Genomic DNA, 25746 nt, shown 5'->3' on the forward strand with positions numbered 1-25746 from the left:
TCAGCCCATCCCGCTCACTTGATGAACGAAGCAGGTGGCCGCCAGCAGGTCCGCGGCGCCGCCCGGCGACAGGCGGTGCGCAACGAAGCGGCGGTGGCAGTCCAGTGCCATGCGCTCCCAGCCATCGGCGCCGGTGCCACCACGCACCAAAAAAGCCTGCGCGCTTTGCCGCACCAGCAGCGCGCCATCGGCGCCGGCGCGGTGGTAGACATTGGTATCGCCCAGATTCGCCATCAGAGCGAACAGCGCATCGATGCGGGCGGCACGCTGGCCGCGCCCGGCGGCCAGCGTGCTTTCCAGCGTCGGCAATGCCAGCTCGAACACCGACGGCAGGCCGCGTGCCATTTCGGCGCGGGCGCCGCCCACGGCATGCAGCGCCGCCACCCGCTGGCCATGCGACTGGCCGCCGGGGCCGCCGTGATGCGAAGACAGCGCGCCGCCCCATTGCGCCCCGAGCGTCTGGCGCAGACCCGCCGGCGACAGCGCCAGGCCGCGGCCGTGCCGCCATCCGGCGGCGGCGCATAGCATGCCCAGGCAAAAGATCGCGCCGCGATGGGTGTTGATGCCGCCGGTTGCCTGCAGCATGCGCCGTTCTGCGGCAATGCCCAGTTCGCGCAGCGCCGGAAAGGGCGCGCCGTCGAGGCCGGCGCTGGCGATGCGAACGAAATAGTGGCGCAGCGCGAAAAGGCTGCGCAGGAAAGTGCCGGCATCCATGTCGCGATGGCTGCCGTTGTCCACCAGGGATACCAGGCCGGGCTTGGGATACAGCGCCAGTTCGATATAGAGGCTACGGACCGCCAGCTGGGCCGTGGCGGCGCAAAAGGCATGGTTGGCACGCGGCGTGGCAAGCGGTAATGGCAGCGCTAGGCCCGGCACATGCACTCCGTGAACTCATCCAGCAGGGTGGCCGGTTCGGCCAGCAGCACGCAGTCGATGCGCTTGACCAGCACCCTGGTCCCATGTGCTGCCGAGGCCGCATTGCGCCACTCCTTCCAGGCTACCGCCTGGCCGGATGGGAAGATGATCTCGCCATCCAGCGGCAGTTGCAGGCTGTAGTGGTCGAGCAGCGCCAGGCCGTGGTCCAACTGCGCCGCGTCGCGCGGATAAAACGCCAGGTCGACATCGGAGCGCGCCGTCAGGTAGGGCGCGCCGGTTAGTGCCTGCAGCGCCAGCGAACCGTAGACCCGCATATCTAGGCCGGCCGCCGCTGCCTTCTGTTCCAGGCCGGCATACGCTGTGCGCCAGGCCGGCGGCAATGCCGGCGCCGCTTCCTGCAGCGACAGCGGCCGCCGTTGCCGCGCCACGCCGGACTGCAGGCAGCGCAGGCCGAGCCGGGCGCGCGCCGCGCCGATGTCGTCCATCGGCAGCGTCAGGCCGAGGCAGACCTGGTCCGGCCCGACGTCGGAATCCCGGCGGCGCACGGTCGCGGGCCAGCCCGCCTGCCGCCATTGGGCCAAGGGCGCCTGTTGCGCCGGCGTGGCGGCGCGCTGCGCCGCGTCCCAGCCTGCGCCGGACAGCCAGATCAGGTCATGCCGCGCCGTCATCCGCCATCACCGCTTCGATCACATTGGCGGCCAGCTTGCGCCCGCCGCGCTCCCGGCCCAGTTCGCTGCGCCGGTCCACCGAGCCGGCCCCTTCCAGCGCCGCCGCCAGTGCCTGCGCCAGGTCGCCATACCAGAGGTCGACCACGCCGCCCATGCGCAGATAGTTTTCGGCGCCGGGCGCAAATACCGGGTTGTCGCGGGCCAGTTCGGTCAGCAGGGCTTCCGGCACCTTGGTGATGCGCGCCATCGCCGGCAAACCCATCACGCGGATGCTGGCGTCAGGCAGCGCGTAGCAGGCATCGGCCATCAGGCCGCTGGTAATGAAGCCGCCGGACAGCGCCTGGTCATACACCAGGCCCACCACCCGGTGGCCGCGCCGGCGCGCCAGGTCGATGCACTTGCCCAGATGGGCCATGTAGCTGTTAATGCCCAGCATTTCATCCCGGTGCCGCAGTCGCTGGCCCTGGGTGTCGATCAGGATGACGATGGGCCGGCCCGGCTGCTCGCGCACCGTGCGCAGCACCGCCTCGGCCTGCGCCAGCGCGATCTCCACGCCGATCGGCGCATGGCCGGTGGTGCCGATTACGGTCACGTCGCGGCCGGCCACCCGGGCCTGGCCCGACAGGAACAGATCGCGTTCGACGATGTCATGGCCTTGCGGGAACAGCGTTGCCGCCAGTGTCTTCCAGTCCATCATGCGGCCCTCCTGCGGTGGGGCGCGGCAGCGGCGACGAATGCGTCGGCTTCCAGCATCGGCAGCGCGGCGGGGTCGGCAATGCCCATGCCACGCCAGATGTCGGCCGGCTCGGTTTCCTCGCCATAGGCGTCCAGCCGCTGCGATAACAGGCGCTGCTCGGCGTCCAGTTCTTCCAGCGTCAGCGCCACCGTGCCGGCATGCAGCCTGTCGATGGCCGCGGCGGCGGCATCGGCAAAGGCAGCGATGCTGTCGGGCAGCAGCGCGTCACAGTCGCCCAGCAGGTAGCGGTGCTTGCCGCCGCTGGTGCGCCAGACCAGCGCCCGGTCGCGCGCGTCGTATTCCTCCACGCCATGGGTGGTTTCGATCACTTCCGGCCCGGACATGGCGAGCCGGCCTTCTTCCGACATCAGCACCGTATTGGCGCAGCGGGCGACGATGCCCATGCCGCCGAAGCAGCCGGTGGCACCGCCTATCATCACGATGACCGGGATACCGGCGTGGCGCGCATCGAACAGGGCGCGCATGACTTCCGACACCGCGATCAGGCCGGCATTGGCTTCATGCAGCCGCACGCCGCCGGAGTCCAGCAGCAGCAGCACCGCGTCCGGCCGCTCCTGCACGGCGCGTCGCAACAGGCCGACCAACTTTGCGCCATGCACCTCACCGACTGCGCCGCCCATGAAGCCGCCTTCCTGCGAGGCGGCCAGCACGGCCTTACCGCGCAGCCGGCCGCTGCCGATGGCCACGCCGTCGTCGAACGATACCGGCGCGTCGAGCTGCGCTAGGTGCGGACTGATCAGCCGCCGCTGCGGCGGCAGGAATTCGGTGAAGCTGTCGGCGTCGAGCAGCTGGCGCAGCCGTTCCCGTGCATTCGCTTCGAGATAACTGCCCATTACTGGCCTCCCTTGCCGCCCTGCGGCGCCGATGGCGCAACCGCCTCCACCGCCTGGTCAAGCCGCAGGCTGACCACGGCGGGCGTGGCGCCCATGTCATTGATCGCGATCGAGACGTCACCCAGCTGCCAGCGCTGGTTGAAGTCTTCCATCACCGCCTGCCAGATCGGCGCAAAGCCCAGCGCGGCGGTATGGACTTCGACGGCGCAGCCGGCGCCGGCGGGCGCCGGCTCGATCAGCACTTCGAGATTGCCCGAACCGACCACGCCGACCAGGCCGGCCTTGCTCACCGGGCGCGTCGCGCCCTGATTTTTAAAATGAAATTGCAGCGTTTCCATCGTGACCTCACCAGTTGCGGAAGCGGCCCGGCGGGTCATACAGGCCGCCCGAAGCCCGCACCAGGTCCTTCATGTTCTTTGCGGCCAGCAGGTCGCGGGTGGCCTGTCGCTTGTCGATGCCCAGGTCTTCGGCGCGCCGGATCACGCCGCGGTCGCGCAGGTTTTCGACCATGCGCTTGTCGCGCCCCAGGCCCACGGCGGTATAGCCGGCCACGCCGCGGATGGCCTGCTCGCGCTCTTCCTCGCCGCGGCACAGGAGCAGGTTGGCAATGCCTTCCTCTGTCAGGATGTGGGTCACGTCGTCACCGTAGATCATCACCGGCGGCAGCGCCATGCCGGCCTGTTCGGCCAGGGTCCAGGCATCGAGCTTTTCAACGAAGGCCGGCTGCATGTGCTCGCGGAAGGTTTCCACCATCTGTACCACCAGCTTCTGGCCGCGCGGCATGCCGTTGCGGCCGGCGCCGGCTTCGCGCCCGGCCTTCAGCCAGGCCGGGCTGGCATGGCGCCGGCCGCGGGCGTCGGCGCCCATGTTGGGCGCGCCGCCGAAGCCAGAGATGCGGCCGGCGGTGGCGGTGGAGGAATTGCCCTGCAGGTCGATTTGCAGCGTCGAGCCGATGAACATGTCACAGGCATAGTGCCCGGCCGCCTGGCTGAAGGCGCGGTTGCTGCGCATCGAGCCATCCGGCCCGACGAAGAAGATGTCGGGACGGGCGCGGATATAGTCTTCCATGCCCAGTTCGGAGCCGAAGGAATGCACCGACTCGACGAAGCCGGCCTCGATCGCCGGGATCAGCGCCGGATGCGGATTGAGCGCCCAGTGGCGGGCGATCTTGCCGCGCAGGCCGAGCGACTCGGCATAGGTCGGCAGGATCAGTTCGATGGCAGCCGTGTCGAAACCGATGCCGTGGTTCAGGCGGGCGACTTCATATTCTGCATAGATGCCCTTAATGGCCATCATCGCCATCAGCACCTGGATCTCGGAGATCTGCGCCGGGTCGCGGGTAAACAGGGGTTCGATGTAGTTCGGCGTTGGCGCCTGCACCGTGTAGTCGACCCAGTCGGCCGGGATGTCCACCCGCGGCAGCTTGTCGACGATGCGGTTGACCTGGGCGATCACGATGCCGCTCTTGAAGGCGGTGGCCTCGACGATGGCCGGCGTGTCCTCGGTATTGGGGCCGGTGTAGAGATTGCCGTCGCGGTCGGCCGCTTCTGCCGCCACCAGCGCTACCTGCGGCGTCAGGTCGATGAAATAGCGGCCGAACAGTTCCAGGTAGGTATGGATGGCGCCGATCCTTATCCGGCCGGACGACACCAGCCGCGCCAGCCGGGTGGCCTGCGGGCCGGAAAAGGAAAAGTCCAGCTGCTCGGCGATGCCCTTGTCGAACACGTCGAGATGTTCGGGCAGCGCAATCACCGACTGCAGCATGTGCAGCCGGTTCACGCGGGCTGCATCTAGCCCGGCCAGCGCCTTGCACAGGAAGTCCGCCTGTTTCTGGTTATTGCCTTCCAGGCAGACGCGGTCGCCGCATTCGATCACGGCATACAGCAGGTCGGCAATGCGCGCCGCCGGCAGCAGCTTGCCCGAGAGGTCGCCGCCCAGCGCTGCCGCAGCCCGCGCATGGCGGGCGGCACGGCTGGCCTGCTGACGGTTCCAGATGCGTTCGCTATGTCCCATTCATTCCTTCCAGGTCGCTGTTGAGTCGGGTAGTGCGCACTGCGGGCTGCGGGCCGCTTATTCCAGCTTGACGTTGGCGGCCTTGACCACCGTACCCCAGCGCTCGATCTCGGCATCGACCTTGGCCGCGAATTCCTGCTGCGACATCTGCGGCACTTCGGAGCCGGCCTCATGCCAGCGGGACTGGATGTCCGGGTTGGCCAGCGCCTTCCGCACTTCGGCCGCCATCTTGTCGACAATGGGCTGCGGCGTTCCCTTCACCGCCCACAAGCCGTACCAGGTCGATACTTCATAGCCCGGCACGCCGGCTTCGGCCGTGGTGGGCACGTCGGGGAAGCCAGGCGCGCGCTTGGCCGAAGCCACCGCCAGCGCCTTGAGCTTGCCGGACTTGATATGGCCCGAGGAAGAGCCCAGGCCGTCGAACATCATGTCGATCTGGCCGCCCATCAGGTCCTGCAATGCCGGGCCGGCGCCGCGGTAGGGCACGTGGCTCAGCTGGGTCTTAGTCTGGATCTTGAACAGTTCGCCTGCCAGATGATGCGAGGTGCCGTTGCCGGCCGAGCCAAAATTGATCTTGCCGGGGTTTTCCTTGGCGTAGGCGATGAAGGACTTCAGGTCCGGCGCGGTGACGCGCTGCGGATTGACCACGATCACCTGCGGCGGTGTCGCGATCATGGTGATCGGTATCAAGTCCTTCTGGATGTTGTAGTCCAGCTTGGGATAGATGGCCGGCGCGATCGCATGATGCGCGGCGCCGATGAAGAAGGTGTAGCCATCCGGTGCCGCCTTGGCTGCCAGGCCCGCGCCCAGCGTGCCGCCGGCGCCGCCACGATTATCGATCACCACCGTCTTGCCAAGCTGCTTGGTGAGCTGGGCCGCCAGCGGGCGGGCGAATGTGTCCGTGCCGCCACCAGCTGGGAAGGGCACGATAAAAGTCACGGGGCGTTCCGGCCAGGTCTGCGCCGATGACATGGCACAAAAGCCGAGGCCGGCGAGAAGCAGCAGGGCGGGTCTGAACATGTTTGTCTCCATCCATAAAAAGGGGGTCGGAAACTACCGCGTGCATGTTTTTTTATCGTTTGGTTTGCTCGCAGACATACATAACGGCAGCTCTTGTATACAAGGTGGCCGAGAATATATACATTGTCAAGCAAATCATGGCTGTAGACCCTTGCTTCGGGAACCAGTTGCTTAAAAATGTCACTCTAAACAGCCACTGCCCTAATTTACTTGCAATAGAGAAATATTGCAGCTAGTGTAGCGGCCGTTGCGCTGTCACGTGCACCCACCGCAGGCTGTTACGAGCAAACCCCACTGGACTGGAGAGAAGAATGAGACGCCCCGTTTTGAAAATGCTGGCCCTGGCCCTGATCGGCACTGCCGTTTCCGCCCATGCGCAGGAATATCCGACCCGGCCAATCACGATGGTGGTGCCGTTTGCCGCCGGCGGCCCGACCGACACCGTGGGCCGCATGATCGCCCAGTCCATGAGCACCCGCTTGAAGCAGCAGGTCATCATCGAAAACACCGCCGGTGCCGGTGGCACGATTGCCGCCGCCAAGGTGGCGCGGGCCGCGCCGGACGGCTATACGCTGTTCCTGCATCATATTGGCCAGTCCACTGCGCCTAGCCTGTACCGCAAGCTTCCCTACAATGTGTACGACAGCTTCGAGCCGATCGGCCTGGTAACCGATGTGCCGATGACCCTGATCGCCCGCAAGGACTTCCCGGCCAAGGACTTCAAGGAAGCGCTCGCCTACATCAAGGCCAACAAGGACAAGATCTCGCTGGCCAATGCCGGCGTCGGCTCGGCTTCGCACCTGTGCGGCATGCTATTCATGAACGCAATCGACACCGACCTGACCACCGTGCCCTACAAGGGCACCGCGCCGGCGATGAACGATCTGCTCGGCGGCCAAGTTGACCTGCTGTGCGACCAGACCACCAATACCAGCGCCTATATCAAGTCCGACAAGGTGAAGGTCTATGGCCTGACCACCAAGACCCGCCTGCCGCAGCTGCCGGGCGTGCCGACCCTGAATGAAGCCGGCCTGCCGGGCTTTGAGGTGGCGGTCTGGCATGGCCTGTATGCACCAAAGGGCACGCCCAAGCCTGTCATCGACAAGCTCAGCAGCGCATTGCAGTACGCGCTGGCCGACGCCTCCGTCAAGCAACGCTTCGGCGACCTCGGCACCGAGCCGGTAGCGCAAAACCGCGCAACGCCCGAGGCGCTGCGCAGCTATCTGAAATCGGAAGTGGATAAATGGGCGCCGATCATCAAGAAAGCCGGCGTCTACGCCGACTGATCGTGATTGGGCCGGGACGGCAGCGCGCGGACGCTGCCGCCGGATAAAAAGCAAAAGGCGACGGCGGCGAATTTTCGCCGCCGTCGCCTTTTGGGACGAAAGGCCAACCGACCCTTCGACCCAGCATGCAACAGCCTCACTAACCTGCCTTGCGCGACAGGCGTTTTAACGGTACTTCAAAATTACTTCAGCGATACGTCAGCGGTATCTCAACGACTGCCCGTCATCCAAGACGGGCTGCAGGCAGGCGACGCCGCGCTGCCTGCTTTCCTGCCTGATTACTGCGCGTCCACCAGCATGGCGCGGACCTTGGCGACATCCTTGGCGCTGATGCGGCCAACGTCCGGAATCGCGCGGGTTAGCGCAAAGCTCTGCTGCAGCATGGCGAAGAAATCCCTGGCGGAGAAGCTGGTGCCGGCCTTGGCAGCCTTGACGGTACGGGTTGCGGCAGGTGCGTTGAAACCAGCGTGGGAATGAGTGATAGCGGTCATTTTGTTCTTCCTTAACTTGCGTTGTTGATGGGAAGAATATAGGACTTGCCTATTACTATTTCCAATTCCCATGTGTGTTACCAATTATCATGGAAATGTATATGACTACGCTTTACTGATTGGTCTGCTGCAACGCTGGAAGCATAACTGTCCTTTCCAGCCAGGGCAAGGTGGAATGCTGTATGGTCCAGGCTATATCGGTTATTCTCACAAGTGATATCTCGAAGTCGAGCAGTGCTATTTCATCCAGGCTGCCGGCCGTCATTGCGGCTTCCAGCGGCATGCCTGCCGCGAGGTCATCGGGCAAGGAGATACGGCGAGGGACTACGCGCATGGCCCAATTGCCGGCACGCAGCAGGAGGGCACCGCTCGCGGCGCACTCCGCCAGCACTTCCGTTGTCTGATCGCTGCCGGGCAGCCGTTCCCAGTGCTCCAAGTAATCGTCATGTAGGCCGGTTTCCACCAGCAGCTCGCCATCTAGGCGCAGCATGCCGGCATCGGGCGACACTGTCGGCGGCTGGAAGTCGGCCAGCCTGTGCCAGCGGCAGATATCGGGCTGAACACTGGTATCGACTTCGGTCAACCCATAAAACCCCTGCTGCCTGGCCAGAAAGCGCCGTTGCGCCGGACTGCATTGCGCCAGCGATGTAGCGCCTTCGAACGAAGGCCGCCCGGCGGGGATGCGGATGTCGGCATGCCAGCGCTCCGTCTGCAGCCAGTAAACCGTACTGGCGGTGTCGCGCAGATCGCCCGCCTGCAGGAGCGTGCGGCGCCACAGGCCGCGGTAGCATGTCGGCACCGGCCCGAATCCCGGCCTCATTCGTGGAACGCCGGAAAGCGGCGCAGGCTGTTGTAGAAGGCCATGTCGTGATTGGGCCAGACCACGCCGCCTTGTTCACGGGCCAGGGCCTTCAACTTGCGTATGCTGTCCTCGGCCTGGGCGTAGCCGCCGCGCCAGCAGCCGCCGGGCGCGATTTCATCCTCGATGTTCTCGCGCAGATCGGCGGCGTCGCCGGCCAGGATCACCGGCGGGCCTTCCGGCAGCTCGATCCACATCGACATGTGGCCGGCGGTGTGGCCGGGCGTGGCAACGGCGTGCACGCCGCCGGTGACCTGGTATTCGCCATCCTGTACGCAGAATGGGCCGTGGCCGTGGAAGTCGTCGGCGAAGTAGACGCTGTCCTCGCCGCTGTCTGCCGCGTCGAGCTCGGCCTGCTGCACATGCACCTCGGCGCCGCAGCCGCAGGCGCGCAACTCGCCCAGGCCGCCGGCATGGTCGAAGTGCAGGTGGCCGATGAAGATCAGGTCGACATCGGCCGGTACCAGCCCCATGCGCGCCAGATGCTGCGGCAGGCGCTGTTCCGGCTGCATCTCGGGCGCGCCGAACGCAAAGGTGGCTGGATCGTAATACCGTGCCCGCAGCGCCGGCTCATGGATCTTACGGTAGTCGCAGCCGACGTCGTACAGGATGCGGCCGTTCGGCGTTTCGATCAGGTAGGCCAGGATCGGCGCCTCGATCATCTGGCCCATGCCGCGGCCGTGAGTGGAGATCGACTTGTCATAGCGATGGGTCGCCGTCAGCAGCGGCCACAGGCGGGTAGCGCGGCTCATGCGGCCTCCCGCGCCGCCAGCATCGTCACGCAGTGTGCGCTGCTGGCGACCGCGCCCAGGATGCCGCCTTCCACCGCGATCATCGCCAGCGCCGGCTGCTGCAGTTCCGGGTTGCTGGCGGCGCAGGCGTCGTCGATGGTGACGCAGTCGTAGCCCCGGTCCACCGCCTCGCGCAGCGTCGAATGCACGCAGACCTCGGTGGTGACGCCGCACAGCAGCAGCCGCGCCACGCCCATCCTCTGCAGCACGGTTTCCAGGCCGGTGCGGTGGAATGCGCCATAGCCGGGCTTGTCGATCACGATTTCGCCGGGCGCAGGACGCAGCGCGTCGATGATGTCGTGGCCGGCCTCACCACGCACCAGCAGCCGGCCGAGCGGACCGCGGCTGCCGATCTCGGCGCCAGCAGCCCGGCTGCGCAGCAGCTTGGCCGGCGTGCAGTCGGACAGGTCGGACAGATGGCCTTCGCGGGTATAGATCACCGGCGTGCCGGCATTGCGGGCGGCGTCGATTAACCGGGCGATGTTGCCGGCCACCGCGGCCAGCCTGGCCACGTCCAGGCCGGCTTGCGCAGCATAGCCGGCGGGGTCGCAGAAGTCGCGCTGCATGTCGATGACGAGCAGGGCAGTACGCAGGGGGTCATGCATCAAACATTCCTCAATCATCGTCGCCGCCGGCTTCCAGCAGCGTGGCGGCCACCACCATGGCGCCGCCTGTCCATTCTTTCAATGTCAGCAGTTCGCCGCCGACCAGCATGGCCGAGGCCACCGCCACCAGCAGCTCCACCACCTGCAGCACCGAGGCGCGGCTGGCCTGCATATGGGTCACGCCATAGGTGGTGAGCAGGGTGCCGCCGAGCAGCCAGACAAAGGCGAACAGCACCAGCAGCAGCCAGGTTGCCGCGCCCGGCGCGGGGAGCGGCGCCGGCAGCAGCAGCTGGCCGATGCAGGCCACCAGCGCACAGCCGATAAAGCTCACCATGGTGCGGCTGGCCACCGGGATGCAAGTGGCGCGGCGGTTGGCGATGCCGGCCGCGGTGTAGCACAGGCCCGCCGCCAGCGCCGCCGCATCCGCAACCGAGAAGGCCTGGAACGAGGCGCCGCCGCCCAGGATCACGAACACGCCGGCCAGCGACAGCAGTACCGCGGCGATCCGCCGCGGCGCCAGGCGCTCGCGCAGGAACAGCGCGCCGCCGAGCGCGCCCCAGGCCGGCAGCAGGTAGAACAGCAGCATGGCGCGCACAACTTCACCCATCATCAGCGCATTGGTGAAGGCGATATTGGCGGCGCCGAAAAACAGGCCGATCTGCATCAGCAGCAGTCCCTCGCCGCGCCAGGCCGCCCGCTCGCGCCAAAGCACCGGCAGCGCGGCCAGCCCGACCAGCGCATAGGCCGTGATGCCGATCAGGTTGCCGGTCAGGCCGGCCGCGGCGAAATGCTTGAGCGGCCACCATGACAGTCCCCACACCACGCCGGACGCCAGCAGGGATGCCAGCGCCAGGCGTGCCGGGGCAGGCGCGGGCAGTGCGGAACAGCCTGCGGCGCCCATCACACCGCCGTCAGGAAAGACACGCCGACCGCGCCGACGAAGTCGTCGGCCCGGCCCGGCACGCCATGCGGCCGCACGCTGCCATAGTCCGGCGACAGCACCCGGGTCACCCGGTGTCGGTGGAAGCTCTTCATCAACTCGCGCACGGTGACCACCTGAGCATGCTGCTCGCCATACAGCTTGCGATGCCCGGCCGGCAGCTGGTGCCAGGGCATGGTGGGCCGCTCATGGTGGGCATTGTGGAAGCCGAAGTTGAGCCAGACCAGGTTGAGCCAGCGGCTGTCGATACTGACGATGTCGCTGTAGGTATTGGCCTGCTCATAGACACGGTCGCGCACCTTGTCGGTTGGCACTGGCGTGTCGTCCAGGATCGGGTAGGCATCGTAGGTATGCTGGAAGCAGTCGGCAAAGCGCAGCACCGTGACGAAGACCAGGTAGCACAGCGCATACAGCAGCAGCGCCTTGACCGATATCCACGCCAGCGCCGCCATGGCGGCCGCGCGCAGCGCGAAGATCGCGACGATGCGCAGGCGCGACCGGCCGCGCCCCCTGGCCGTGAACGGCAGGGCCATTACGAAGCCGCGCATGATGAATTCCACCGCCGGCACATACGCCCATTCCAGCGCTAGCACCATGCCGCGCAGCCAGGCCGGCAAGCCGCGCAGGAAACCGTGCACGTCAAAAGTGATCACGTCGGCCCGCTCCACGTGGTGGCGCATGTGCTTCTTGCGCATGTCGGCGAAAGTGGCATAGCAACTGCCGTTGATCCAGCTCATCAGCGTGCCCCAGCGCTCGTTGGCGCGCGGCGTCCTGAAGATCGCATAGTGGGCGAACTCGTGGATGAAGTAGGCCGACCAGATCAGCGCCAGCGTGACCAGCGGCATGCCGACCATAGCCAGCCAGCCGGGCCGGGTCAGCAGCCAGACGCCAAGCGGAAAGCCCAGCAGCACGAAGGCCAGCGCCCCCATATTGGGCGCGACGCCGTCCTCGTAGCGGAAAGTGCGTGAGAGCATGGTTGTCATCCGTAGGAGCATCGCGGGATGCGCTTACTTCTTCTGCAGTGCGCGCACGAACTGGCCGTCGAAGGTGGATTCGGCCGGCGGCACCGCGCCGATCTGGCCCTTGGTCTTTAACAGGCCGGCGATGATCTCCCCGCTGGCGTAGTAGGACTTGGTGGAGGTGGACTTCTCGAACGCGGCCGGCATTTCCACCAGGGGAATGTTGTAGACGCCGGCCATCTGTTCCTTGGCTTCCTTGGCCGACACGCCCATGAACTTGCCGATGATCTTCGCGCTCTCGTCCGGCTTGGCCTTCATGTAGGCCATGCCGTCGAGGTAGCCCTGCATCACCGCCATGATTTCCTTCGGACTGGACTTGATGGTCTTGTCGTCGAACACCAGCACGTCGGCGATCAGGCCGGGCGCGTCCTTGGACGAGAACACGACCTTGAACTTTTTGCCGCCGCCTTGGCCCAGCACCTGCGACAGGCTGGGCTCATAGGTCACGCCGATCGGCATCTGGCCCGAAGCCATGGCAGCCGGCACCGCTTCCGGCGTCATGTTGACCGGGGTGATGTCCTTCTCGCCCAGGCCCGCCGTCTTCATCGCATACGACAGCAGGAAGTCCGATGGCGACAGCGGGTTGTAGCCGATCTTCTTGCCCTTGAAGTCGGCGATTTTGGTGATGGACGCATCGGCCACGATGGCGTCGCCGCCGTTCGAATAGTCGATCGGCATCACCACCTTCTGCATCTGCCCCTTGGCCACCTGGCCGATCACCTGGTCATAGGTCAGCATCGCGCCCTGCAGGGAGCCGCTGGAGAGCGCTGGCGGAATCAGGGCCGGGTCGGCAAAGGGCTGCAGCTTGACCTTAATGCCGTATTTCTTGAAGAGGTCGAGCGACTCGGCCACGTAGAACGGCCCATAGCCTATCCAGACCACGGTGCCAATATTGAGGACAGGCGTTGCGCCATGGGCGGACATGCCCATGGCCAGCGCGGCGGCGCCGGCGGCCAGGCTGCGCAGGAACAGGCGCTTGGCGGGGGAGGCAGTGCGGGCGGTACAGTCTGCTGCGTTCATGAAGGCTCCTGGTCTGGGGTAATGGGCGTGGGAGAACGCAATGCTCAAGTTCTCCCGGGCTTTTATCCCTCCGTGGAGCTTCGTCGGAACGAAGCCGGCCCACTCTCGGACCAGTCACCCGCGGCATCGCTGCCGCCGGCCGGAACCCTAGTGTGCCTCAGTCTGAACAAGGCGCCTGTCTTCAGGCGCCCGTTCTCCCTGCATGCGGTAGTAAGCAATAGGAATGCCAGGCCGGATGGTACGCAGCAGGCCTTGGAACGCACTCGCACAGTGCAAAAAGCTAATGCCCTGCCCCATGAATAGCAGGCGCCCGGGCTGTCGCGCACTTTACGGTGCACGATACAGGAACCGCGATGAGGCGAGCGGCATGCAGAGACCGGTCAGGCCAGATGCCGCAGTCGGCCTTGCGGCAAGGCCAAAATGCGCTTGCAGAGTTCCGCGGCGCCGAGCATCGCCAGGTTCGTGGCGGCCCGACTCGGGAGGGTGTCGCTGACCGCGTGGAATGAGCGCCGCGGCATGTCTGTGCAAAACATGTTCAAGACCGCAGGCGCATGCCGCCCATGGCGGAAAGGCGACGCTGCATTGCGATTGACATGGGTCGAGATGTTCAGCCCAAGCCTTCATAAGTGGGGAAGTCGTGTCGGAGGACGCCCCAGCCGGGCTGTAAACGCCATCAGGCCGGACAGCGCCGGCCTGATGGTTGATTTGAATCGATGGCGCCCGGTGCCGGCGCTGCTAGTTCCTGATCTCCAGCGCGCGGTTCAGGCTCAACGCCGCCAGCGAGCCGACCGCGCCCGACAGCAGATAGAGGCTGACATAGGCCAGGCCGAAGTGGGCCGACAGGCCCAGCGCCACCAGCGGCGCGAAGCCGGCGCCGACCAGCCAGGCCAGGTCCGAGGTCAGGGCCGCGCCGGTGTAGCGGAAGCGGGCCGGGAAGTTGGCCGTTACCGCGCCGGCCGCCTGGCCATAGGACAGGCCCAGCAGTGCAAAGCCTAGCAGCACGAACACGTTCTGGCCAAACTCGCCGCCATTCATCAGGCTGGGCACCGAGGCGCTGAAGATGGCGATCAGCACTGCCAGGCTGCCCAGGGTGTTGCGGCGGCCGAAGCGGTCGGCGATTAGGCCGGAAAGGATCACGCACACCAGCGCAATGGCCGCGCCGATGATCTGCACCACCAGGAAGTCGCCGACATCGCGCAGCGAGTACAGCTGGATCCAGGACAGCGGGAACACTGTGACCAGATGGAACAGCGCATAGCTGGCCAGCGCGGCCAGCGCGCCGATCAGGATGTTACGGCCCTGCGAGCCCACCATTTCAAACACGCCGGTTGGCTGCAGTTCGTTCTCGTCCAGCAGGTGCGCATATTCCGGCGTGGACACCAGGCGCAGGCGCGCAAACAGCGCTACCACGTTGATGGCGAAGGCGACATAGAAGGGATAGCGCCAGCCCCATTCAAGGAAGTCCTTGTCGGCCAGCGAGTGCAGCAGGAAGGCGAACAGGCCGCCGGCGAGAATGAAGCCAACCGGCGCGCCCATCTGGCCCAGCATCGCATACCAGCCGCGCTTGTTTTCCGGCGCATTCAGCGCCAGCAGCGACGGCAGGCCGTCCCAGGAGCCACCCAGCGCCAAGCCCTGGCCGATGCGCAGCACGCTTAGCAGGATCAGCGCGGCGCCGCCCAGGCGCGCGTAGGTCGGCAGGAAGGCAATGCCGGCGGTCGACAAGCCCAGCATGAACAGCGCCAGCGTCAGCTTGGCCTCGCGGCTGTAGCGGCGCTGGATTGCCATGAAGATCACGGTGCCGATCGGGCGCGCGATGAAGGCGAAGGAAAACAGGATGAAGGAATACAGCGTACCCTGCAGCTTGTCGGCAAAGGGAAAGAACACCGACGGGAACACCAGCACCGAGGCGATGGCGTAAACGAAGAAGTCGAAGTACTCGGAGGCGCGGCCGATCACCACGCCAATCGCGATTTCGCCAGGGGCGATGTGGCTGCCCCGGGTATTAATATTGCGGGCGTCGTCGCCAGCTGTAGAAGCGCGCGGACCGCCGGCGGCGGACCCGTCGTAAGTTGCCGTTTTTGCCATGAACGTGACTCTTTCAGAAATGCCTTTGGTGGCCAATACCCCGAGCCTAGCCTGTGTGCCGGGGTAGGAGCAAGGGGGGTGGGACAAAACGTCCAATCGGCAAGGACCGCGCGGCGAGCTACAGTAGCATGTCAGCCATCCTCCGTATTGCATCGCATGATTCCATCCAATCTCCGTCGCGGACTCGGCTTATTGTCACTCATATTGCTTGCAGGCTGCGATATGGTGGTGATGAACCCCTCCGGCGACATCGCCAAGCAGCAGGGCCAGCTCGTTGTCGCATCGACCCTGCTAATGCTGTTGATCATTGTCCCCGTCATCGTGTTGACGCTGCTGTTCGCGTGGCGTTATCGCAAGAGCAACACCAAGGCCCGCTATGAGCCCGACTGGGACCACTCCACCCAGCTGGAACTGGTGATCTGGGGCGCGCCGCTGCTGATTATCATCGCGCTGGGCCTTCTGACCTGGATCAGCACCCACTTGCTGGACCCGTTCCGGCCGCTGCAGCGCATCGACGAGAACCGGCCGCTGGCGGCCAACGTCAAGCCGCTAGAAGTGCAGGTCGTGGCACTGGACTGGAAATGGCTGTTCATCTATCCGGAGCAGGGGGTGGCAAGCGTCAATGAGCTGGTGACGCCAGTAGACGTGCCGATCAACTTCAAGATTAGCGCATCGACCGTGATGAACTCGTTCTACATTCCGGCGCTGGCTGGCCAGATCTATGCCATGCCCGGCATGGAGACCCAGCTGCACGCGGTGATGAACAAGCCTGGCGTGTATGACGGCTTCTCGGCCAACTACAGCGGTGCCGGCTTCTCCCACATGCGCTTCAAGTATCACGGCGTGAGCGAAGCCGACTTCAAGGCCTGGGTGCAGAAGACCAAGGCAGCCGGCGGCGAACTGAGCCGCGACGGCTACCTGTCGCTGGAGCAGCCGAGTGAACGGGAGCCGGTGCGTCGCTATGGCGCAGTTGCGCCCGGCCTGTTCAAGGCCATCGTTAACCGCTGCGTCGACGCCAAGGCCGTCTGCATGGACGAGATGATGGCCGCCGACATGCAGCGCGCCAAGAGCAGCGTGGTACGCAAGGAAGAGCATACGCCGGGCGTGGCTGTCCCGGCCGGCGGCATCACTGGCAACGAGAACTCGACCGTGCCGTCGTCCAGTGCCGGTCCCGCTACCGCGCCTTCGCCTTCACATTCAATGGATTCCAAGAAAAGTCACCATGACCGAGCACACTGATCTGACCAAGCTCATCTTCGGCCGGCTAAGCTGGGAAGCGATCCCGTATCACGAGCCCATCCTGCTGGTTACCTTCGCCGCCGTCGTCCTGGGTGGCGCGGCGATCCTCGCCCTCGTCACCAAGTACCGCCTGTGGGGCCCGCTGTGGCGCGACTGGATCACCAGCATCGACCACAAGAAAATCGGCGTGATGTACGTCATCCTCGGCCTGGTGATGCTGCTGCGCGGCTTTGCCGACGCGCTGATGATGCGTGCCCAGCAGGCAATGTCCTTCGGCGACAATGCCGGCTTCCTGCCGCCGCATCACTATGACCAGATCTTCACCGCCCACGGCGTGATCATGATCTTCTTCGTCGCCATGCCTCTGGTGACGGGCTTCATGAACTACCTGGTGCCGCTGCAGATCGGTGCGCGTGACGTTGCCTTCCCGTTCCTGAACAACTTCAGCTTCTGGATGACGGCCGTCGGCGCCGGCCTCACCATGGCCTCGCTGTTCGTCGGCGAATTTGCCAGGACCGGCTGGCTGGCCTATCCGCCGCTGTCGGGCATCCTGGCCAGTCCCGATGTCGGGGTGGATTACTACATCTGGTCATTGCAGCTGGCCGGCGTCGGCACGCTGTTGTCCGGCGTGAACCTGATCGCCACCATTGTCAAAATGCGCGCTCCCGGCATGACCATGATGAAGATGCCGGTCTTCACCTGGACCTCGTTGTGCACCAACGTGCTGATCGTGGCCGCCTTCCCGGTACTGACCGCGGTGCTGGCCATGCTGTCGCTGGACCGCATGGTGGGCACCAACTTCTTCACCAATGACCTCGGCGGCAACTCGATGATGTACGTGAATCTGATCTGGATCTGGGGCCACCCAGAGGTGTACATCCTGATCCTGCCGCTGTTCGGCGTGTTCTCCGAAGTCGTGTCGACCTTCTCCGGCAAGCGCCTGTTCGGCTACACCTCAATGGTGTATGCAACGGTCGTTATCACGATCCTGTCCTACCTGGTGTGGCTGCATCACTTCTTCACTATGGGCTCGGGCGCGAGCGTGAACTCTTTCTTCGGCATCACTACGATGATCATCTCGATCCCGACCGGCGCCAAGATCTTCAACTGGCTCTTCACGATGTACCGCGGCCGTATCCGCTTTGAACTGCCGATGATGTGGACCGTGGCCTTCATGGTGACCTTCGTCATCGGCGGCATGACCGGCGTGCTGCTGGCGGTGCCGCCGGCCGACTTCGTGCTCCACAACAGCCTGTTCCTAATCGCGCACTTCCATAATGTGATCATCGGCGGCGTGCTGTTCGGCCTGTTTGCCGGCATCAACTTCTGGTTCCCGAAAGTGTTCGGCTACAAGCTCGATACCCTCTGGGGCAAGGTATCGTTCTGGTGCTGGGTGATCGGCTTCTACATGGCCTTCATGCCGGGCTATGTGCTGGGCCTGATGGGCGTGACCCGCCGCATGAGCCACTTCGAGGACACGACCATGCAGCCGCTGTTCGTGACCTCCTTCCTGGGCACTGCGCTGATCGCCTGCGGCATTGGCGCCATGCTGGTGCAGTTCTACGTCAGCTTCCGCCGCCGCGAGTCGCTGCGCGATCTGACCGGCGACCCGTGGAACGGCCGCACCCTGGAATGGTCTACCTCGTCGCCGCCGCCGGACTACAACTTCGCGTTCACCCCGGTGGTGTATGACAACGACACCTGGGCCGACATGAAGAAGCGCAACTACAGCCGTCCGCTGAAGGGTTTCCAGCCGATCCACATGCCCAGCAATACCGCGGCCGGCTTCATCATCGCCATGCTGTCCGGCGTAGTGGGCTTCGCCCTCATTTGGCAGATGTGGCTAGTGGCCGGCCTGGGCTTTGTCGCAATGATGGCAGCCATCATTATCCATACGTTCAACTACAAGCGCGACTTCTACATCCCTGCCGAGCAGGTGGTCCGTACCGAAGAGGCGCGCACACGTTTGCTGGAAAGCCATGTCTGATATCACCATGAACCACAACGCGGCCGTGCTTGACGCGCGCGCCGACGGCGAAGTGCAGTTCCATGTCACCGAGCATCATCCGGAAAACGGCACTCTGCTGGGCTTCTGGCTCTACCTGATGAGCGACTGCCTGGTGTTTGCCTGCCTGTTTGCTGCCTATGCGGTGCTGGGCCGCAGCTATGCCGGCGGCCCGACCGGCGCCGAGCTGTTCGACCTGCCGCTGGTGGCGATGAACACCGCGCTGCTGCTACTGTCGTCCATCACCTATGGCTTCGCCATGCTGGAGTCGCAGAAGAAGCGGCTCAAGTCCACCCTGGTCTGGCTGGGCATTACCGGCCTGCTGGGCGCGGGCTTTTTGGGCCTGGAACTGTACGAGTTCTCGCACCTGATCCATGAAGGCGCTGGCCCGCAGCGCAGCGCCTTCCTGTCGGCCTTCTTCACGCTGGTCGGCACCCACGGCCTGCACGTGACCTTCGGCATTATCTGGCTGGTCACGCTGATGTTCCAGCTTGGACGCCACGGCCTGATCCCGGAAAACAGCCGTCGCCTGATGTGCCTGTCGATGTTCTGGCACTTCCTGGACGTGATCTGGATCGGCGTCTTCACCTTTGTCTACCTGATGGGAGTACTGCCATGAGCGCGCATCCGCATCACGCGGCGCACGGCGCCGGCCATGATCATCACGATCACCATGGCCACCACGGTCATGAAGACCATGCCGACCACGGCAGCCTAAAGACCTACGCAATAGGCTTCGTGCTGTCCGTGATACTGACGGCCATTCCGTTCTGGCTAGTGATGAACAAGACCTTCGACAAGTCCAGCACCACCGCGCTGGTGATCCTGGCCTTTGCCGCGGTGCAGATCGTGGTGCACATGGTGTACTTCCTGCACATGAATACCCGTGCCGAAGGCGGCTGGTCCTTGCTGGCCCTGGTCTTCACGCTGGTACTGGTGGTGATCACGCTGTCCGGCTCGATCTGGGTCATGTATCACTTAAACACCAACATGATGCCCGGCATGGCGCCCGGCGGCTCGCATCAAATGCACCAGATGCCATGACAGGCGACACGGCGCAGCATCCGCGCAACGAGAGGAAAAGGCTGGCACTGGCGATCTTCGCAGTGCTGGCCTTTATTGCTTTTGCGGCGCTCGGCACCTGGCAGGTATATCGGCTGCAATGGAAGCTGGCATTGATCGAGCGTGTCGAGCAGCGCGTGCATGCGGCACCGGTGCCCGCGCCCGGCCCGGAGCGCTGGGCCCAGCTGAGCGCCGCCTCCGACGAGTACCGGCCTGTCCGGCTTGCCGGCACCTACCGGTATGACAGAACGGTGAAGGTGCAGGCGGTGACAGACCTGGGCGGCGGCTACTGGCTGATGACGCCGCTGGCCACTACGCAGGTCGGCATCGTGCTCGTCAATCGCGGCTTCATTCCGACCGGGAAGATCGACGCTGCCGCGGCCGGGCAAGGCGGCGGCAACGTCGAGGTCACCGGCCTGCTGCGCATGAGCCAGCCGGACGGCGCCTTCCTGCGCAGGAACGACCCTGCCGCCGGGCGCTGGTATTCCCGCGATGTCGAGGCCATCGCCGCGGCCCAGAGCTTGGGCAGCGTCGCGCCCTATTTCGTCGACGCCGATGCCGCCAGCGCCGAGCGCGATGGGCGCCAGGCGCCTGGAAACGGGCCAGCGCCGGTGGGCGGCCTGACCGTGGTTTCCTTTCATAACAACCACCTGGTTTATGCTCTCACCTGGTATGCGCTGGCGCTGATGGTGGCGGGCGCGTTTTACTGGGTGGGGCGCCATGAGGGCCGGCGCGCCGGCCCCGACCGGGAAGATGCCGATGGCAGGAACTACTGAAGCAGTTAATGACAAGCCGGAACTGAAGCGGGCCAGCGCGGCGGCCGGGGTGGAGCACGTCGCCAGCCGGCTCAACATGGTGCAGCTGATCCAGCTGCGCTGGTTCGCCGTGATCGGGCAGGTCACCACGATTGCGATTGTCAGCATTGTGCTGCGCATTCCGCTGCCGCTGCCGCAGATGCTGATGGTGTTGGCCTGCCTGATCGCCTTTAACCTGGGCAGCCAACTGCGCTGGCATGAAGGCCGCCCGGTCAGCAACCGCGAATTGTTCCTGGCGCTGCTGGTGGACGTGGGCAGCCTGACGGCTCAGCTCTACTTCAGCGGCGGCGCCGCCAATCCCTTTGCCTTCCTGTACCTGCTGCAGGTGATTCTGAGCGCGGTGCTGCTGGAAGCCTGGACCACATGGCTGATCGTGATCATCACCAGCGCCTGCCTGGCGGGCCTGTCGCTATGGTCGGTGCCGTTGACGCTGCCGCCGGAGCACAATAGCGGCTTCTTCAGCCTGTATGTGCAGGGCATGGTGATCTGTTTCATACTCAATGCCTCGCTGCTGGTGGCCTGCATCACCCGCATCACCGACAACCTGCGGCGCGGCGCGGCGCAACTGGCGGACCTGCGGCAGCGGGCCGCCGAGGAAAAGCACATCGTGCGCATGGGCCTCTTGGCATCGGGCGCGGCGCATGAGCTGGGCACGCCGCTGGCAACGCTCTCGGTGATCCTCGGCGACTGGCGGCACATGCGCGAATTCAAGAACAATCCCGACCTGATGGAGGAAATCACCGAGATGGAAACCCAGCTGCAGCGCTGCAAGGCCATCGTCAGCGGCATCCTGCTGTCCTCGGGCGAAACCCGCGGGGAATCTTCGGCGCGCACCACGATCAAAACCTTCCTGGACCGGCTCGCCACGGAATGGCGGGAAAGCCGGCCGGTAGTCTCCTTCCTCTATGAAAACCGGCTGGCGCAGGACCTGCCGGTGGTGTTCGATTCCACCCTGAAGCAGATGGTGTTCAACATCCTCGACAATGCGCTGGAAGCCTCGCCGTCCTGGCTGTCCTTGGTGGCCGAGCGGGAAGCCGATGGGCTGGTGCTGACGGTGTGCGACAGCGGTCCAGGCTTTGCGCCCGGCATGCTGGAACAGGTGGGCACGCCCTACCAGTCCACCAAGGGCAAGCCGGGCCGCGGCCTCGGGCTGTTCCTGGTGGTGAACGTGGCCCGCACCTTGGGCGGCAGCGTGGTCGCCAGCAACCGGCCCGAAGGTGGCGCGCAGGTGCGGGTGACGCTGCCGCTGGCGGCCATCACGCTGGCGGAGGAGAGCGACGATGCAGCCTGAACGACTGCTGCTAATCATCGAGGACGATGCCGCCTTTGCCCGCACCCTAGGCAAGTCCTTCGAGCGGCGCGGCTACCGGGTGCTGATGGCCACCAGCCTAGACGAAGCCGCGGCGCTGCTCAAGCAGCACAACCCCGGCTACGCGGTGGTCGACCTGAAGCTCAACGGGAATACCTCGGGCCTGACCTGCGTGCAGATGCTGCACAAGCATGACCCGGCAATGCTGATCGTGGTGCTGACCGGCTATGCCAGCATCAACACCGCGGTGGAAGCGATCAAGCTGGGCGCGGTGCAATACCTCGCCAAGCCGGCCAACACCGACGACATCGAGGCCGCATTTGGCCATGTCGCGGGCAGCGAGCCGGTGGAACTGACCAACCGCGCCACGTCGATCAAAACCCTGGAATGGGAACGCATTCATGAAGTGCTGGTGCAGACCGATTTCAATATCTCGGAGACGGCGCGAAGGCTGGGCATGCATCGCCGCACTCTGGCTCGCAAGCTGGAAAAGCAGCGCATCAAGTAGCGCGGGCCGCCGCTTTCATGGATGGCGTCCGGCGGGCGCTTCAGGGCACGACCGAATGCACTCGCTTCAGGCAGCGCAGCGCAAAGGTCGAGCGGCTGTGGCGTATGCCCGGAATCTTGTAGAGCTTCTGGCGCAGGAAGCGCTCGTAGCCTTCGGTGCCGGACACCGCGACCTTGATCAGGTAGTCGTATTCGCCAGTCAGCAGATAGGCTTCCATCACCTCAGGCAACAATGCCAGCGCATCGCCGAAGCGCTGAAAGATCTCGTCATCATGGCGTTCGAGCGTGACTTCGATGATCACCGTCTCGGGCAGCCCCATTGCGCGCTGGTCCAGCACCGCCGCATAGCCGGTGATGTAGCCGGCGGTTTCCAGCGCCCGCACCCGATTCCAGCAGGGCGTGGGCGACAGGTTGACTTGTTCGGCCAGTTTCTGGTTGCTGATGCGGCCGTCGCTGCACAGGATGCGCAGGAGCTTGCGGTCGGTATCGTCGAGGCTAGCGTCTTTCATGGCGCAGGTTTTTTTATTGATTTCATTTCGGGAAAAAGGATTATCTAATAAAACCTCATAAGGCAGGAGAAAACTCTTCAAAGAACGGTATTCTGGTAAAAATTAAAAAGCACCTTTTTTCCGCCGGGCGATAAGATTCTTCCATGCCCACAAGGCAGCAACAACGGCAGTAGAGGGTCGTTTCTTACCGGAGAGGACTGCAGGCCGTTCGCAAGCATAGCGTTTGAAACCGCCAGGCCGCTGTATCCCAGCCGCCTGGCGGTTTTGTCTCTGAACCACCGGATGGAGCAAGGCGCGGACTAACGCGGCGCTGTTCAGGCAGCCGTCAGCCCGTGGTCAGCAGATTGTCAGGTAGCAATTTCACAATGGAGGGCGTCACGTCGGAAAAGTCTTCCGGCGTGGTATTTCATGATCCGACGTAACTCCATTCACCGTTGCCCTGCACAGGCGCAACGGTTTTTTTTGCCGATCGGAGCCGGGTCAGGCATGGTTTGTGGTCTGTGGAGCAGGGCGCGCCTGCCGCCGGCAAAGCGAGTGATTGCGCAAATCTCCCTGGCGGGACGTTGTCCGGGCTCAGCGCCGCGCGAGCGCCCGGTCCAGCGCGTTGGCGAAGTTCTGCCTGTCCGCATGGCTGAAGGCGGCCGGGCCGCCGGTGTCGACGCCACTGCTGCGCAACTCTTCCATGAAGGAGCGCATCGTCAGCTGCTGGGCAATGGTGTCTTTGGTATACCACTCGCCGCGCGGATTGAGCGGCAGCCCGCCCTTGTCCAGCACCAGGGCCGCCAGCGGGATGTCGCCGGTGACGACGATGTCGCCAGGGCTGACGCGCTCGACGATTTCGGCATCGGCCATATCCGCGCCAGCGGGCACCTGGAGCGCACGGATGAAGCGCGAGCCCGGCACGCGGATCAGCTTGTTGGCCACCAGCGTGACGTTGAGCTGCAGGCGTTCGGCCACCCGGAACAGGATGTCCTTAATGACGGTGGGACAGGCGTCGGCGTCGACCCAGATATGCATGAGGAAGGCAGTGAGAGCGGCAGGATCCCGCATTGTAAGGCAAGCGTTCCGGCGGCTGGGTCGGCCAACCGGGGAGCGCGGGCGCAGGCATGGTCCCATGTCCCGTCTTCAATGCATGCTGGACGCCGGCTCGGCTACAGCCGGGGATACGCCCGTTGCCTGCTGTAGCAGATCGGCCGCGGCGCCCAGCCTTCCGGCAACCGCGTCGGCGCCGGTTTCCGCCGCCAGGTCGATTGCGCCATCTTCTTCCGCTGCCGGATTCCAGGCGCCAAGCACGATCTTCATGCCCGGCGCCCGGGCCCTGAGGCGCCGGACCACGAAACGGGCATAGGTGCGCGGCCTCGGGCTCAGGTAGGACAGGCACACCGCCTTACAACCCGTCAAGTCAAGGCTGCCGATTTTATCCAGCGTAATCGCGGTGGCCGGCAGCAGGCGTGCAGCCACGCCGCGGGTTTCCAGCACATGCGTGAGCAGCAGCGCGGCGACCGTGTCGAGCGCGCCGCGGCCGCCAATGCACAGGATCTCGGCCTTCTCCGCCGGTGGCAGAGGCGTGGCGGAAGCGGCTTCCTTCGCGCCTTCCTGTTGCCGGTCGAGGATTTCGCGCAGGTCTTCCACCAGCATGCGCATGCCGTCCGCCACTTTCTGCCGGTCCTCAATCGACGAGCCGCTCTTGCGGGCGCTTTCAGCCAGGCGCAGCGCAGCCAGCGCGGTATCGTCATGGAAGGACAGCAAGGTGCCGGCGCCCACCTCGGCTTCAGCTAGTTCGATGGCTTCCTCGATGTCGCCAGCCAGCAGGCGCTGGTACAGCCGCTCTTCCGGCGACAGCACCGGCTCGCTGCCGAGCAGCACCTCGATGAAGGCCAGCCGCGGCACGTAGCGTCCCATCACCACCAGGCATACGGTCAGCGGCGTGGCCAGGATCAGGCCCGGCGTGCCCCACAGCAGGGTCCAGAAGATGGCTGACAGGATCACCGCCATCGGCGTCATGCCGGTGCTGGAGCCGTACAGCCAGGGCTCGACGATGTTGTTGCTGACCAGCTCGATCGTCAGGATCAGCACCAGCGTCCAGAGCAGCATCGACCAGCCAGGGTCGACCACGAAGGCGAGAGTAAGCGGGAATACCGCGGCCACCACCGGTCCCAGGTAGGGAATGAAGCGCAGCAGCGTGGCCAGGAAGCCCCACAGCAGCGCGCCCGGCACCCCGATGAGATACAGGCCCACGCCCAGCGGTATGCCATAGGTGGCATTGACGACCAGCTGCATCAGCAGATAGCGGCTGACCCGGCTGGCGGCTTCGCTCAGTGCCTCGGTAGTGCGATGCAGGTCGCTGCCGGCCAGGCGGATGAAGCGGTCGCGCAGGTCGCTTGGCGCCAGCAGTACGAAGAACACGAACACGATTACAAGCCCGGCGGTGCCGAGGGGTTTCAGGATCGGGTCCACCATATCTTGCAGCGTGCGCAACGGGTCCGCGACCGGTTCGACCCGCACCGGCACTGGTTCCCTTGCCCGGCCCTGTCCGCTGGTTTCGGCCGGCCTGGCGGTGCCGGTGGCTTCCGACAGGTCGCGGCCGATTTCCTTGACCACCTCAGCACTGCGCTTGAGCACGCCGCTGCCTGGCACGGCGCCGCTGATGGAGCGGATCTTCTGATGCATGGAGCGCTGGTACTGCGGTATATCGCCGATCAGCGTGAGTGCCTGGCGGCCGACCACGAAGCCGGCGCCTGCCAGCAGCGCCACGGCAGTAGTAACGACCAGCACCACTGCGGCAATGCGCGGCATCCGGGTGCGGCGCAGCCAGGCGACGGGCGGCGCCAGCAGGAAGCTCAGCAAAATCGCCAGCGCGAACGGCACGAAGATATCGCGGCCGACATATAGCACTGCCACCGTGATGAGCATCAGCGCGATGGTTGCCAGATTGCTGCCGGGCCGGGAAGGCGTGTCGGACATGGAGGGGTGCCTTGAAGCGTTGATTCATGTGCCTCCGGCGTAGTTGCTGAGCCGAGGGGCGACCGGGAAAGCG

At 65.0% G+C, this 25746-nt stretch carries 26 protein-coding genes and 1 riboswitch; of the genes, 8 read left to right on the forward strand and 18 right to left on the reverse strand.

Annotation, left to right across the window (positions count from 1 at the left end; all coding sequences use genetic code 11):
- From mdcB to KTQ42_RS18745, 7 genes are read right to left on the reverse strand one after another with little or no spacing between them, the layout of a single operon-like run.
- Positions 1-876: a triphosphoribosyl-dephospho-CoA synthase MdcB gene (gene mdcB, locus KTQ42_RS18715; RefSeq protein WP_349292173.1), complete on the reverse strand. Its 876-nt coding sequence runs from the start codon at positions 874-876 to the stop codon at positions 1-3.
- Positions 864-1544 (reverse strand): malonate decarboxylase holo-[acyl-carrier-protein] synthase, encoded by a 681-nt coding sequence (gene mdcG, locus KTQ42_RS18720; RefSeq protein WP_217347143.1) that lies wholly within the window; start codon positions 1542-1544, stop codon positions 864-866. The genes mdcB and mdcG overlap by 13 nt, the downstream gene beginning before the upstream one ends.
- Positions 1528-2238, reverse strand: a complete 711-nt coding sequence (gene mdcE, locus KTQ42_RS18725; protein WP_217347631.1) for a biotin-independent malonate decarboxylase subunit gamma — start codon at positions 2236-2238, stop codon at positions 1528-1530. Before mdcE ends, mdcG begins: the two co-directional genes overlap by 17 nt.
- Positions 2238-3134, reverse strand: a complete 897-nt coding sequence (locus KTQ42_RS18730) for a biotin-independent malonate decarboxylase subunit beta (protein WP_217347144.1) — start codon at positions 3132-3134, stop codon at positions 2238-2240. The genes mdcE and KTQ42_RS18730 overlap by 1 nt, the downstream gene beginning before the upstream one ends.
- The gene (gene mdcC, locus KTQ42_RS18735) at positions 3134-3472 is read right to left on the reverse strand and encodes a malonate decarboxylase acyl carrier protein (protein ID WP_217347145.1); all 339 of its coding nucleotides are present in this window, start codon (positions 3470-3472) and stop codon (positions 3134-3136) included. Before mdcC ends, KTQ42_RS18730 begins: the two co-directional genes overlap by 1 nt.
- A 7-nt stretch (positions 3473-3479) precedes the next feature.
- Complete coding sequence (gene mdcA, locus KTQ42_RS18740) at positions 3480-5147, reverse strand: malonate decarboxylase subunit alpha (RefSeq protein WP_217347146.1); 1668 nt, start codon at positions 5145-5147, stop codon at positions 3480-3482.
- A gap of 57 nt (positions 5148-5204) precedes the next feature.
- Positions 5205-6167: a tripartite tricarboxylate transporter substrate binding protein gene (locus tag KTQ42_RS18745; protein WP_249222987.1), complete on the reverse strand. Its 963-nt coding sequence runs from the start codon at positions 6165-6167 to the stop codon at positions 5205-5207.
- 311 nt (positions 6168-6478) lie between these two features.
- On the opposite strand from KTQ42_RS18745, the gene KTQ42_RS18750 reads away from it, so the two are divergent.
- Entirely contained in the window at positions 6479-7453 is a 975-nt protein-coding gene (locus tag KTQ42_RS18750; RefSeq protein ID WP_217347148.1) for a tripartite tricarboxylate transporter substrate binding protein BugD, read from the forward strand.
- A gap of 278 nt (positions 7454-7731) precedes the next feature.
- Here the strand turns inward: KTQ42_RS18750 and KTQ42_RS18755 are convergent, their stop codons facing one another.
- From KTQ42_RS18755 to KTQ42_RS18790, 8 genes are all read right to left on the reverse strand, one after another.
- Positions 7732-7944, reverse strand: coding sequence for a hypothetical protein (locus KTQ42_RS18755; protein WP_217347149.1), 213 nt, complete (start codon positions 7942-7944; stop codon positions 7732-7734).
- A 112-nt stretch (positions 7945-8056) separates the two neighbouring features.
- Positions 8057-8764 (reverse strand): hypothetical protein, encoded by a 708-nt coding sequence (locus KTQ42_RS18760; protein ID WP_217347150.1) that lies wholly within the window; start codon positions 8762-8764, stop codon positions 8057-8059.
- On the reverse strand, positions 8761-9555 hold the full coding sequence (locus KTQ42_RS18765; protein ID WP_217347151.1) for an N-acyl homoserine lactonase family protein: 795 nt from the start codon (positions 9553-9555) through the stop codon (positions 8761-8763). The genes KTQ42_RS18760 and KTQ42_RS18765 overlap by 4 nt, the downstream gene beginning before the upstream one ends.
- Positions 9552-10199, reverse strand: coding sequence for an isochorismatase family cysteine hydrolase (locus tag KTQ42_RS18770; RefSeq protein ID WP_249222988.1), 648 nt, complete (start codon positions 10197-10199; stop codon positions 9552-9554). Before KTQ42_RS18770 ends, KTQ42_RS18765 begins: the two co-directional genes overlap by 4 nt.
- Before the next feature lie 10 nt (positions 10200-10209).
- Complete coding sequence (locus tag KTQ42_RS18775; RefSeq protein WP_217347153.1) at positions 10210-11100, reverse strand: DMT family transporter; 891 nt, start codon at positions 11098-11100, stop codon at positions 10210-10212.
- Positions 11100-12113 carry a fatty acid desaturase gene (locus KTQ42_RS18780; RefSeq protein WP_217347154.1) on the reverse strand — a complete coding sequence of 338 codons (1014 nt, stop codon included), beginning with the start codon at positions 12111-12113 and terminating at the stop codon, positions 11100-11102. The genes KTQ42_RS18775 and KTQ42_RS18780 overlap by 1 nt, the downstream gene beginning before the upstream one ends.
- 33 nt (positions 12114-12146) lie before the next feature.
- Entirely contained in the window at positions 12147-13178 is a 1032-nt protein-coding gene (locus KTQ42_RS18785) for an ABC transporter substrate-binding protein (RefSeq protein ID WP_217347155.1), read from the reverse strand.
- 49 nt (positions 13179-13227) lie between these two features.
- Positions 13228-13340, reverse strand: a riboswitch (guanidine-I (ykkC/yxkD leader).
- A gap of 573 nt (positions 13341-13913) precedes the next feature.
- Positions 13914-15263: an MFS transporter gene (locus KTQ42_RS18790; protein ID WP_217347156.1), complete on the reverse strand. Its 1350-nt coding sequence runs from the start codon at positions 15261-15263 to the stop codon at positions 13914-13916.
- Between the two features lie 156 nt (positions 15264-15419).
- Between KTQ42_RS18790 and cyoA the strand changes: the two genes are divergently transcribed.
- The 7 genes from cyoA to KTQ42_RS18825 are packed head-to-tail and all read left to right on the forward strand — an operon-like array spanning position 15420 to position 22201.
- Entirely contained in the window at positions 15420-16502 is a 1083-nt protein-coding gene (gene cyoA / locus KTQ42_RS18795; protein ID WP_217347157.1) for a ubiquinol oxidase subunit II, read from the forward strand.
- Positions 16486-18489, forward strand: a complete 2004-nt coding sequence (cyoB, locus tag KTQ42_RS18800; protein ID WP_217347158.1) for a cytochrome o ubiquinol oxidase subunit I — start codon at positions 16486-16488, stop codon at positions 18487-18489. The genes cyoA and cyoB overlap by 17 nt, the downstream gene beginning before the upstream one ends.
- Before the next feature lie 7 nt (positions 18490-18496).
- Positions 18497-19126 carry a cytochrome o ubiquinol oxidase subunit III gene (cyoC, locus tag KTQ42_RS18805; RefSeq protein ID WP_249223033.1) on the forward strand — a complete coding sequence of 210 codons (630 nt, stop codon included), beginning with the start codon at positions 18497-18499 and terminating at the stop codon, positions 19124-19126.
- Positions 19123-19551 carry a cytochrome o ubiquinol oxidase subunit IV gene (cyoD, locus tag KTQ42_RS18810; protein ID WP_217347160.1) on the forward strand — a complete coding sequence of 143 codons (429 nt, stop codon included), beginning with the start codon at positions 19123-19125 and terminating at the stop codon, positions 19549-19551. The genes cyoC and cyoD overlap by 4 nt, the downstream gene beginning before the upstream one ends.
- A complete protein-coding gene (locus tag KTQ42_RS18815; RefSeq protein WP_217347161.1) occupies positions 19548-20345 on the forward strand; it encodes an SURF1 family protein in 798 nt (265 codons plus the stop codon). The genes cyoD and KTQ42_RS18815 overlap by 4 nt, the downstream gene beginning before the upstream one ends.
- Positions 20329-21675 carry an ATP-binding protein gene (locus KTQ42_RS18820; RefSeq protein WP_217347162.1) on the forward strand — a complete coding sequence of 449 codons (1347 nt, stop codon included), beginning with the start codon at positions 20329-20331 and terminating at the stop codon, positions 21673-21675. Before KTQ42_RS18815 ends, KTQ42_RS18820 begins: the two co-directional genes overlap by 17 nt.
- A complete protein-coding gene (locus KTQ42_RS18825) occupies positions 21665-22201 on the forward strand; it encodes a response regulator transcription factor (protein ID WP_217347163.1) in 537 nt (178 codons plus the stop codon). Before KTQ42_RS18820 ends, KTQ42_RS18825 begins: the two co-directional genes overlap by 11 nt.
- Before the next feature lie 40 nt (positions 22202-22241).
- Here the strand turns inward: KTQ42_RS18825 and KTQ42_RS18830 are convergent, their stop codons facing one another.
- From KTQ42_RS18830 to KTQ42_RS18840, 3 genes are all read right to left on the reverse strand, one after another.
- Entirely contained in the window at positions 22242-22709 is a 468-nt protein-coding gene (locus tag KTQ42_RS18830; RefSeq protein WP_217347164.1) for an Lrp/AsnC family transcriptional regulator, read from the reverse strand.
- Between the two features lie 573 nt (positions 22710-23282).
- Positions 23283-23726 carry a YaiI/YqxD family protein gene (locus KTQ42_RS18835; RefSeq protein ID WP_217347632.1) on the reverse strand — a complete coding sequence of 148 codons (444 nt, stop codon included), beginning with the start codon at positions 23724-23726 and terminating at the stop codon, positions 23283-23285.
- A 108-nt stretch (positions 23727-23834) separates the two neighbouring features.
- Positions 23835-25673, reverse strand: coding sequence for an AI-2E family transporter (locus tag KTQ42_RS18840; RefSeq protein WP_217347165.1), 1839 nt, complete (start codon positions 25671-25673; stop codon positions 23835-23837).
- Positions 25674-25746 lie beyond the last annotated feature (73 nt).

Origin of the sequence: Noviherbaspirillum sp. L7-7A (genome assembly GCF_019052805.1) — a bacterium.
In the GTDB taxonomy this organism is placed as follows: Bacteria; Pseudomonadota; Gammaproteobacteria; order Burkholderiales; family Burkholderiaceae_D; genus Noviherbaspirillum_A.

Bases quoted from the DNA above. Each gene is read 5' to 3' on its own strand.
- mdcG (WP_217347143.1), bottom strand. From the start codon at position 1,544: ATGACGGCGCGGCATGACCTGATCTGGCTGTCCGGCGCAGGCTGGGAC.
- mdcE (WP_217347631.1), bottom strand. From the start codon at position 2,238: ATGGACTGGAAGACACTGGCGGCAACGCTGTTCCCGCAAGGCCATGAC.
- KTQ42_RS18730 (WP_217347144.1), bottom strand. From the start codon at position 3,134: ATGGGCAGTTATCTCGAAGCGAATGCACGGGAACGGCTGCGCCAGCTG.
- mdcC (WP_217347145.1), bottom strand. From the start codon at position 3,472: ATGGAAACGCTGCAATTTCATTTTAAAAATCAGGGCGCGACGCGCCCG.
- mdcA (WP_217347146.1), bottom strand. From the start codon at position 5,147: ATGGGACATAGCGAACGCATCTGGAACCGTCAGCAGGCCAGCCGTGCC.
- KTQ42_RS18745 (WP_249222987.1), bottom strand. From the start codon at position 6,167: ATGTTCAGACCCGCCCTGCTGCTTCTCGCCGGCCTCGGCTTTTGTGCC.
- KTQ42_RS18750 (WP_217347148.1), top strand. From the start codon at position 6,479: ATGAGACGCCCCGTTTTGAAAATGCTGGCCCTGGCCCTGATCGGCACT.
- KTQ42_RS18755 (WP_217347149.1), bottom strand. From the start codon at position 7,944: ATGACCGCTATCACTCATTCCCACGCTGGTTTCAACGCACCTGCCGCA.
- KTQ42_RS18760 (WP_217347150.1), bottom strand. From the start codon at position 8,764: ATGAGGCCGGGATTCGGGCCGGTGCCGACATGCTACCGCGGCCTGTGG.
- KTQ42_RS18765 (WP_217347151.1), bottom strand. From the start codon at position 9,555: ATGAGCCGCGCTACCCGCCTGTGGCCGCTGCTGACGGCGACCCATCGC.
- KTQ42_RS18770 (WP_249222988.1), bottom strand. From the start codon at position 10,199: ATGCATGACCCCCTGCGTACTGCCCTGCTCGTCATCGACATGCAGCGC.
- KTQ42_RS18775 (WP_217347153.1), bottom strand. From the start codon at position 11,100: ATGGGCGCCGCAGGCTGTTCCGCACTGCCCGCGCCTGCCCCGGCACGC.
- KTQ42_RS18780 (WP_217347154.1), bottom strand. From the start codon at position 12,113: ATGCTCTCACGCACTTTCCGCTACGAGGACGGCGTCGCGCCCAATATG.
- KTQ42_RS18785 (WP_217347155.1), bottom strand. From the start codon at position 13,178: ATGAACGCAGCAGACTGTACCGCCCGCACTGCCTCCCCCGCCAAGCGC.
- KTQ42_RS18790 (WP_217347156.1), bottom strand. From the start codon at position 15,263: ATGGCAAAAACGGCAACTTACGACGGGTCCGCCGCCGGCGGTCCGCGC.
- cyoA (WP_217347157.1), top strand. From the start codon at position 15,420: ATGATTCCATCCAATCTCCGTCGCGGACTCGGCTTATTGTCACTCATA.
- cyoB (WP_217347158.1), top strand. From the start codon at position 16,486: ATGACCGAGCACACTGATCTGACCAAGCTCATCTTCGGCCGGCTAAGC.
- cyoC (WP_249223033.1), top strand. From the start codon at position 18,497: ATGAACCACAACGCGGCCGTGCTTGACGCGCGCGCCGACGGCGAAGTG.
- cyoD (WP_217347160.1), top strand. From the start codon at position 19,123: ATGAGCGCGCATCCGCATCACGCGGCGCACGGCGCCGGCCATGATCAT.
- KTQ42_RS18815 (WP_217347161.1), top strand. From the start codon at position 19,548: ATGACAGGCGACACGGCGCAGCATCCGCGCAACGAGAGGAAAAGGCTG.
- KTQ42_RS18820 (WP_217347162.1), top strand. From the start codon at position 20,329: ATGGCAGGAACTACTGAAGCAGTTAATGACAAGCCGGAACTGAAGCGG.
- KTQ42_RS18825 (WP_217347163.1), top strand. From the start codon at position 21,665: ATGCAGCCTGAACGACTGCTGCTAATCATCGAGGACGATGCCGCCTTT.
- KTQ42_RS18830 (WP_217347164.1), bottom strand. From the start codon at position 22,709: ATGAAAGACGCTAGCCTCGACGATACCGACCGCAAGCTCCTGCGCATC.
- KTQ42_RS18835 (WP_217347632.1), bottom strand. From the start codon at position 23,726: ATGCATATCTGGGTCGACGCCGACGCCTGTCCCACCGTCATTAAGGAC.
- KTQ42_RS18840 (WP_217347165.1), bottom strand. From the start codon at position 25,673: ATGTCCGACACGCCTTCCCGGCCCGGCAGCAATCTGGCAACCATCGCG.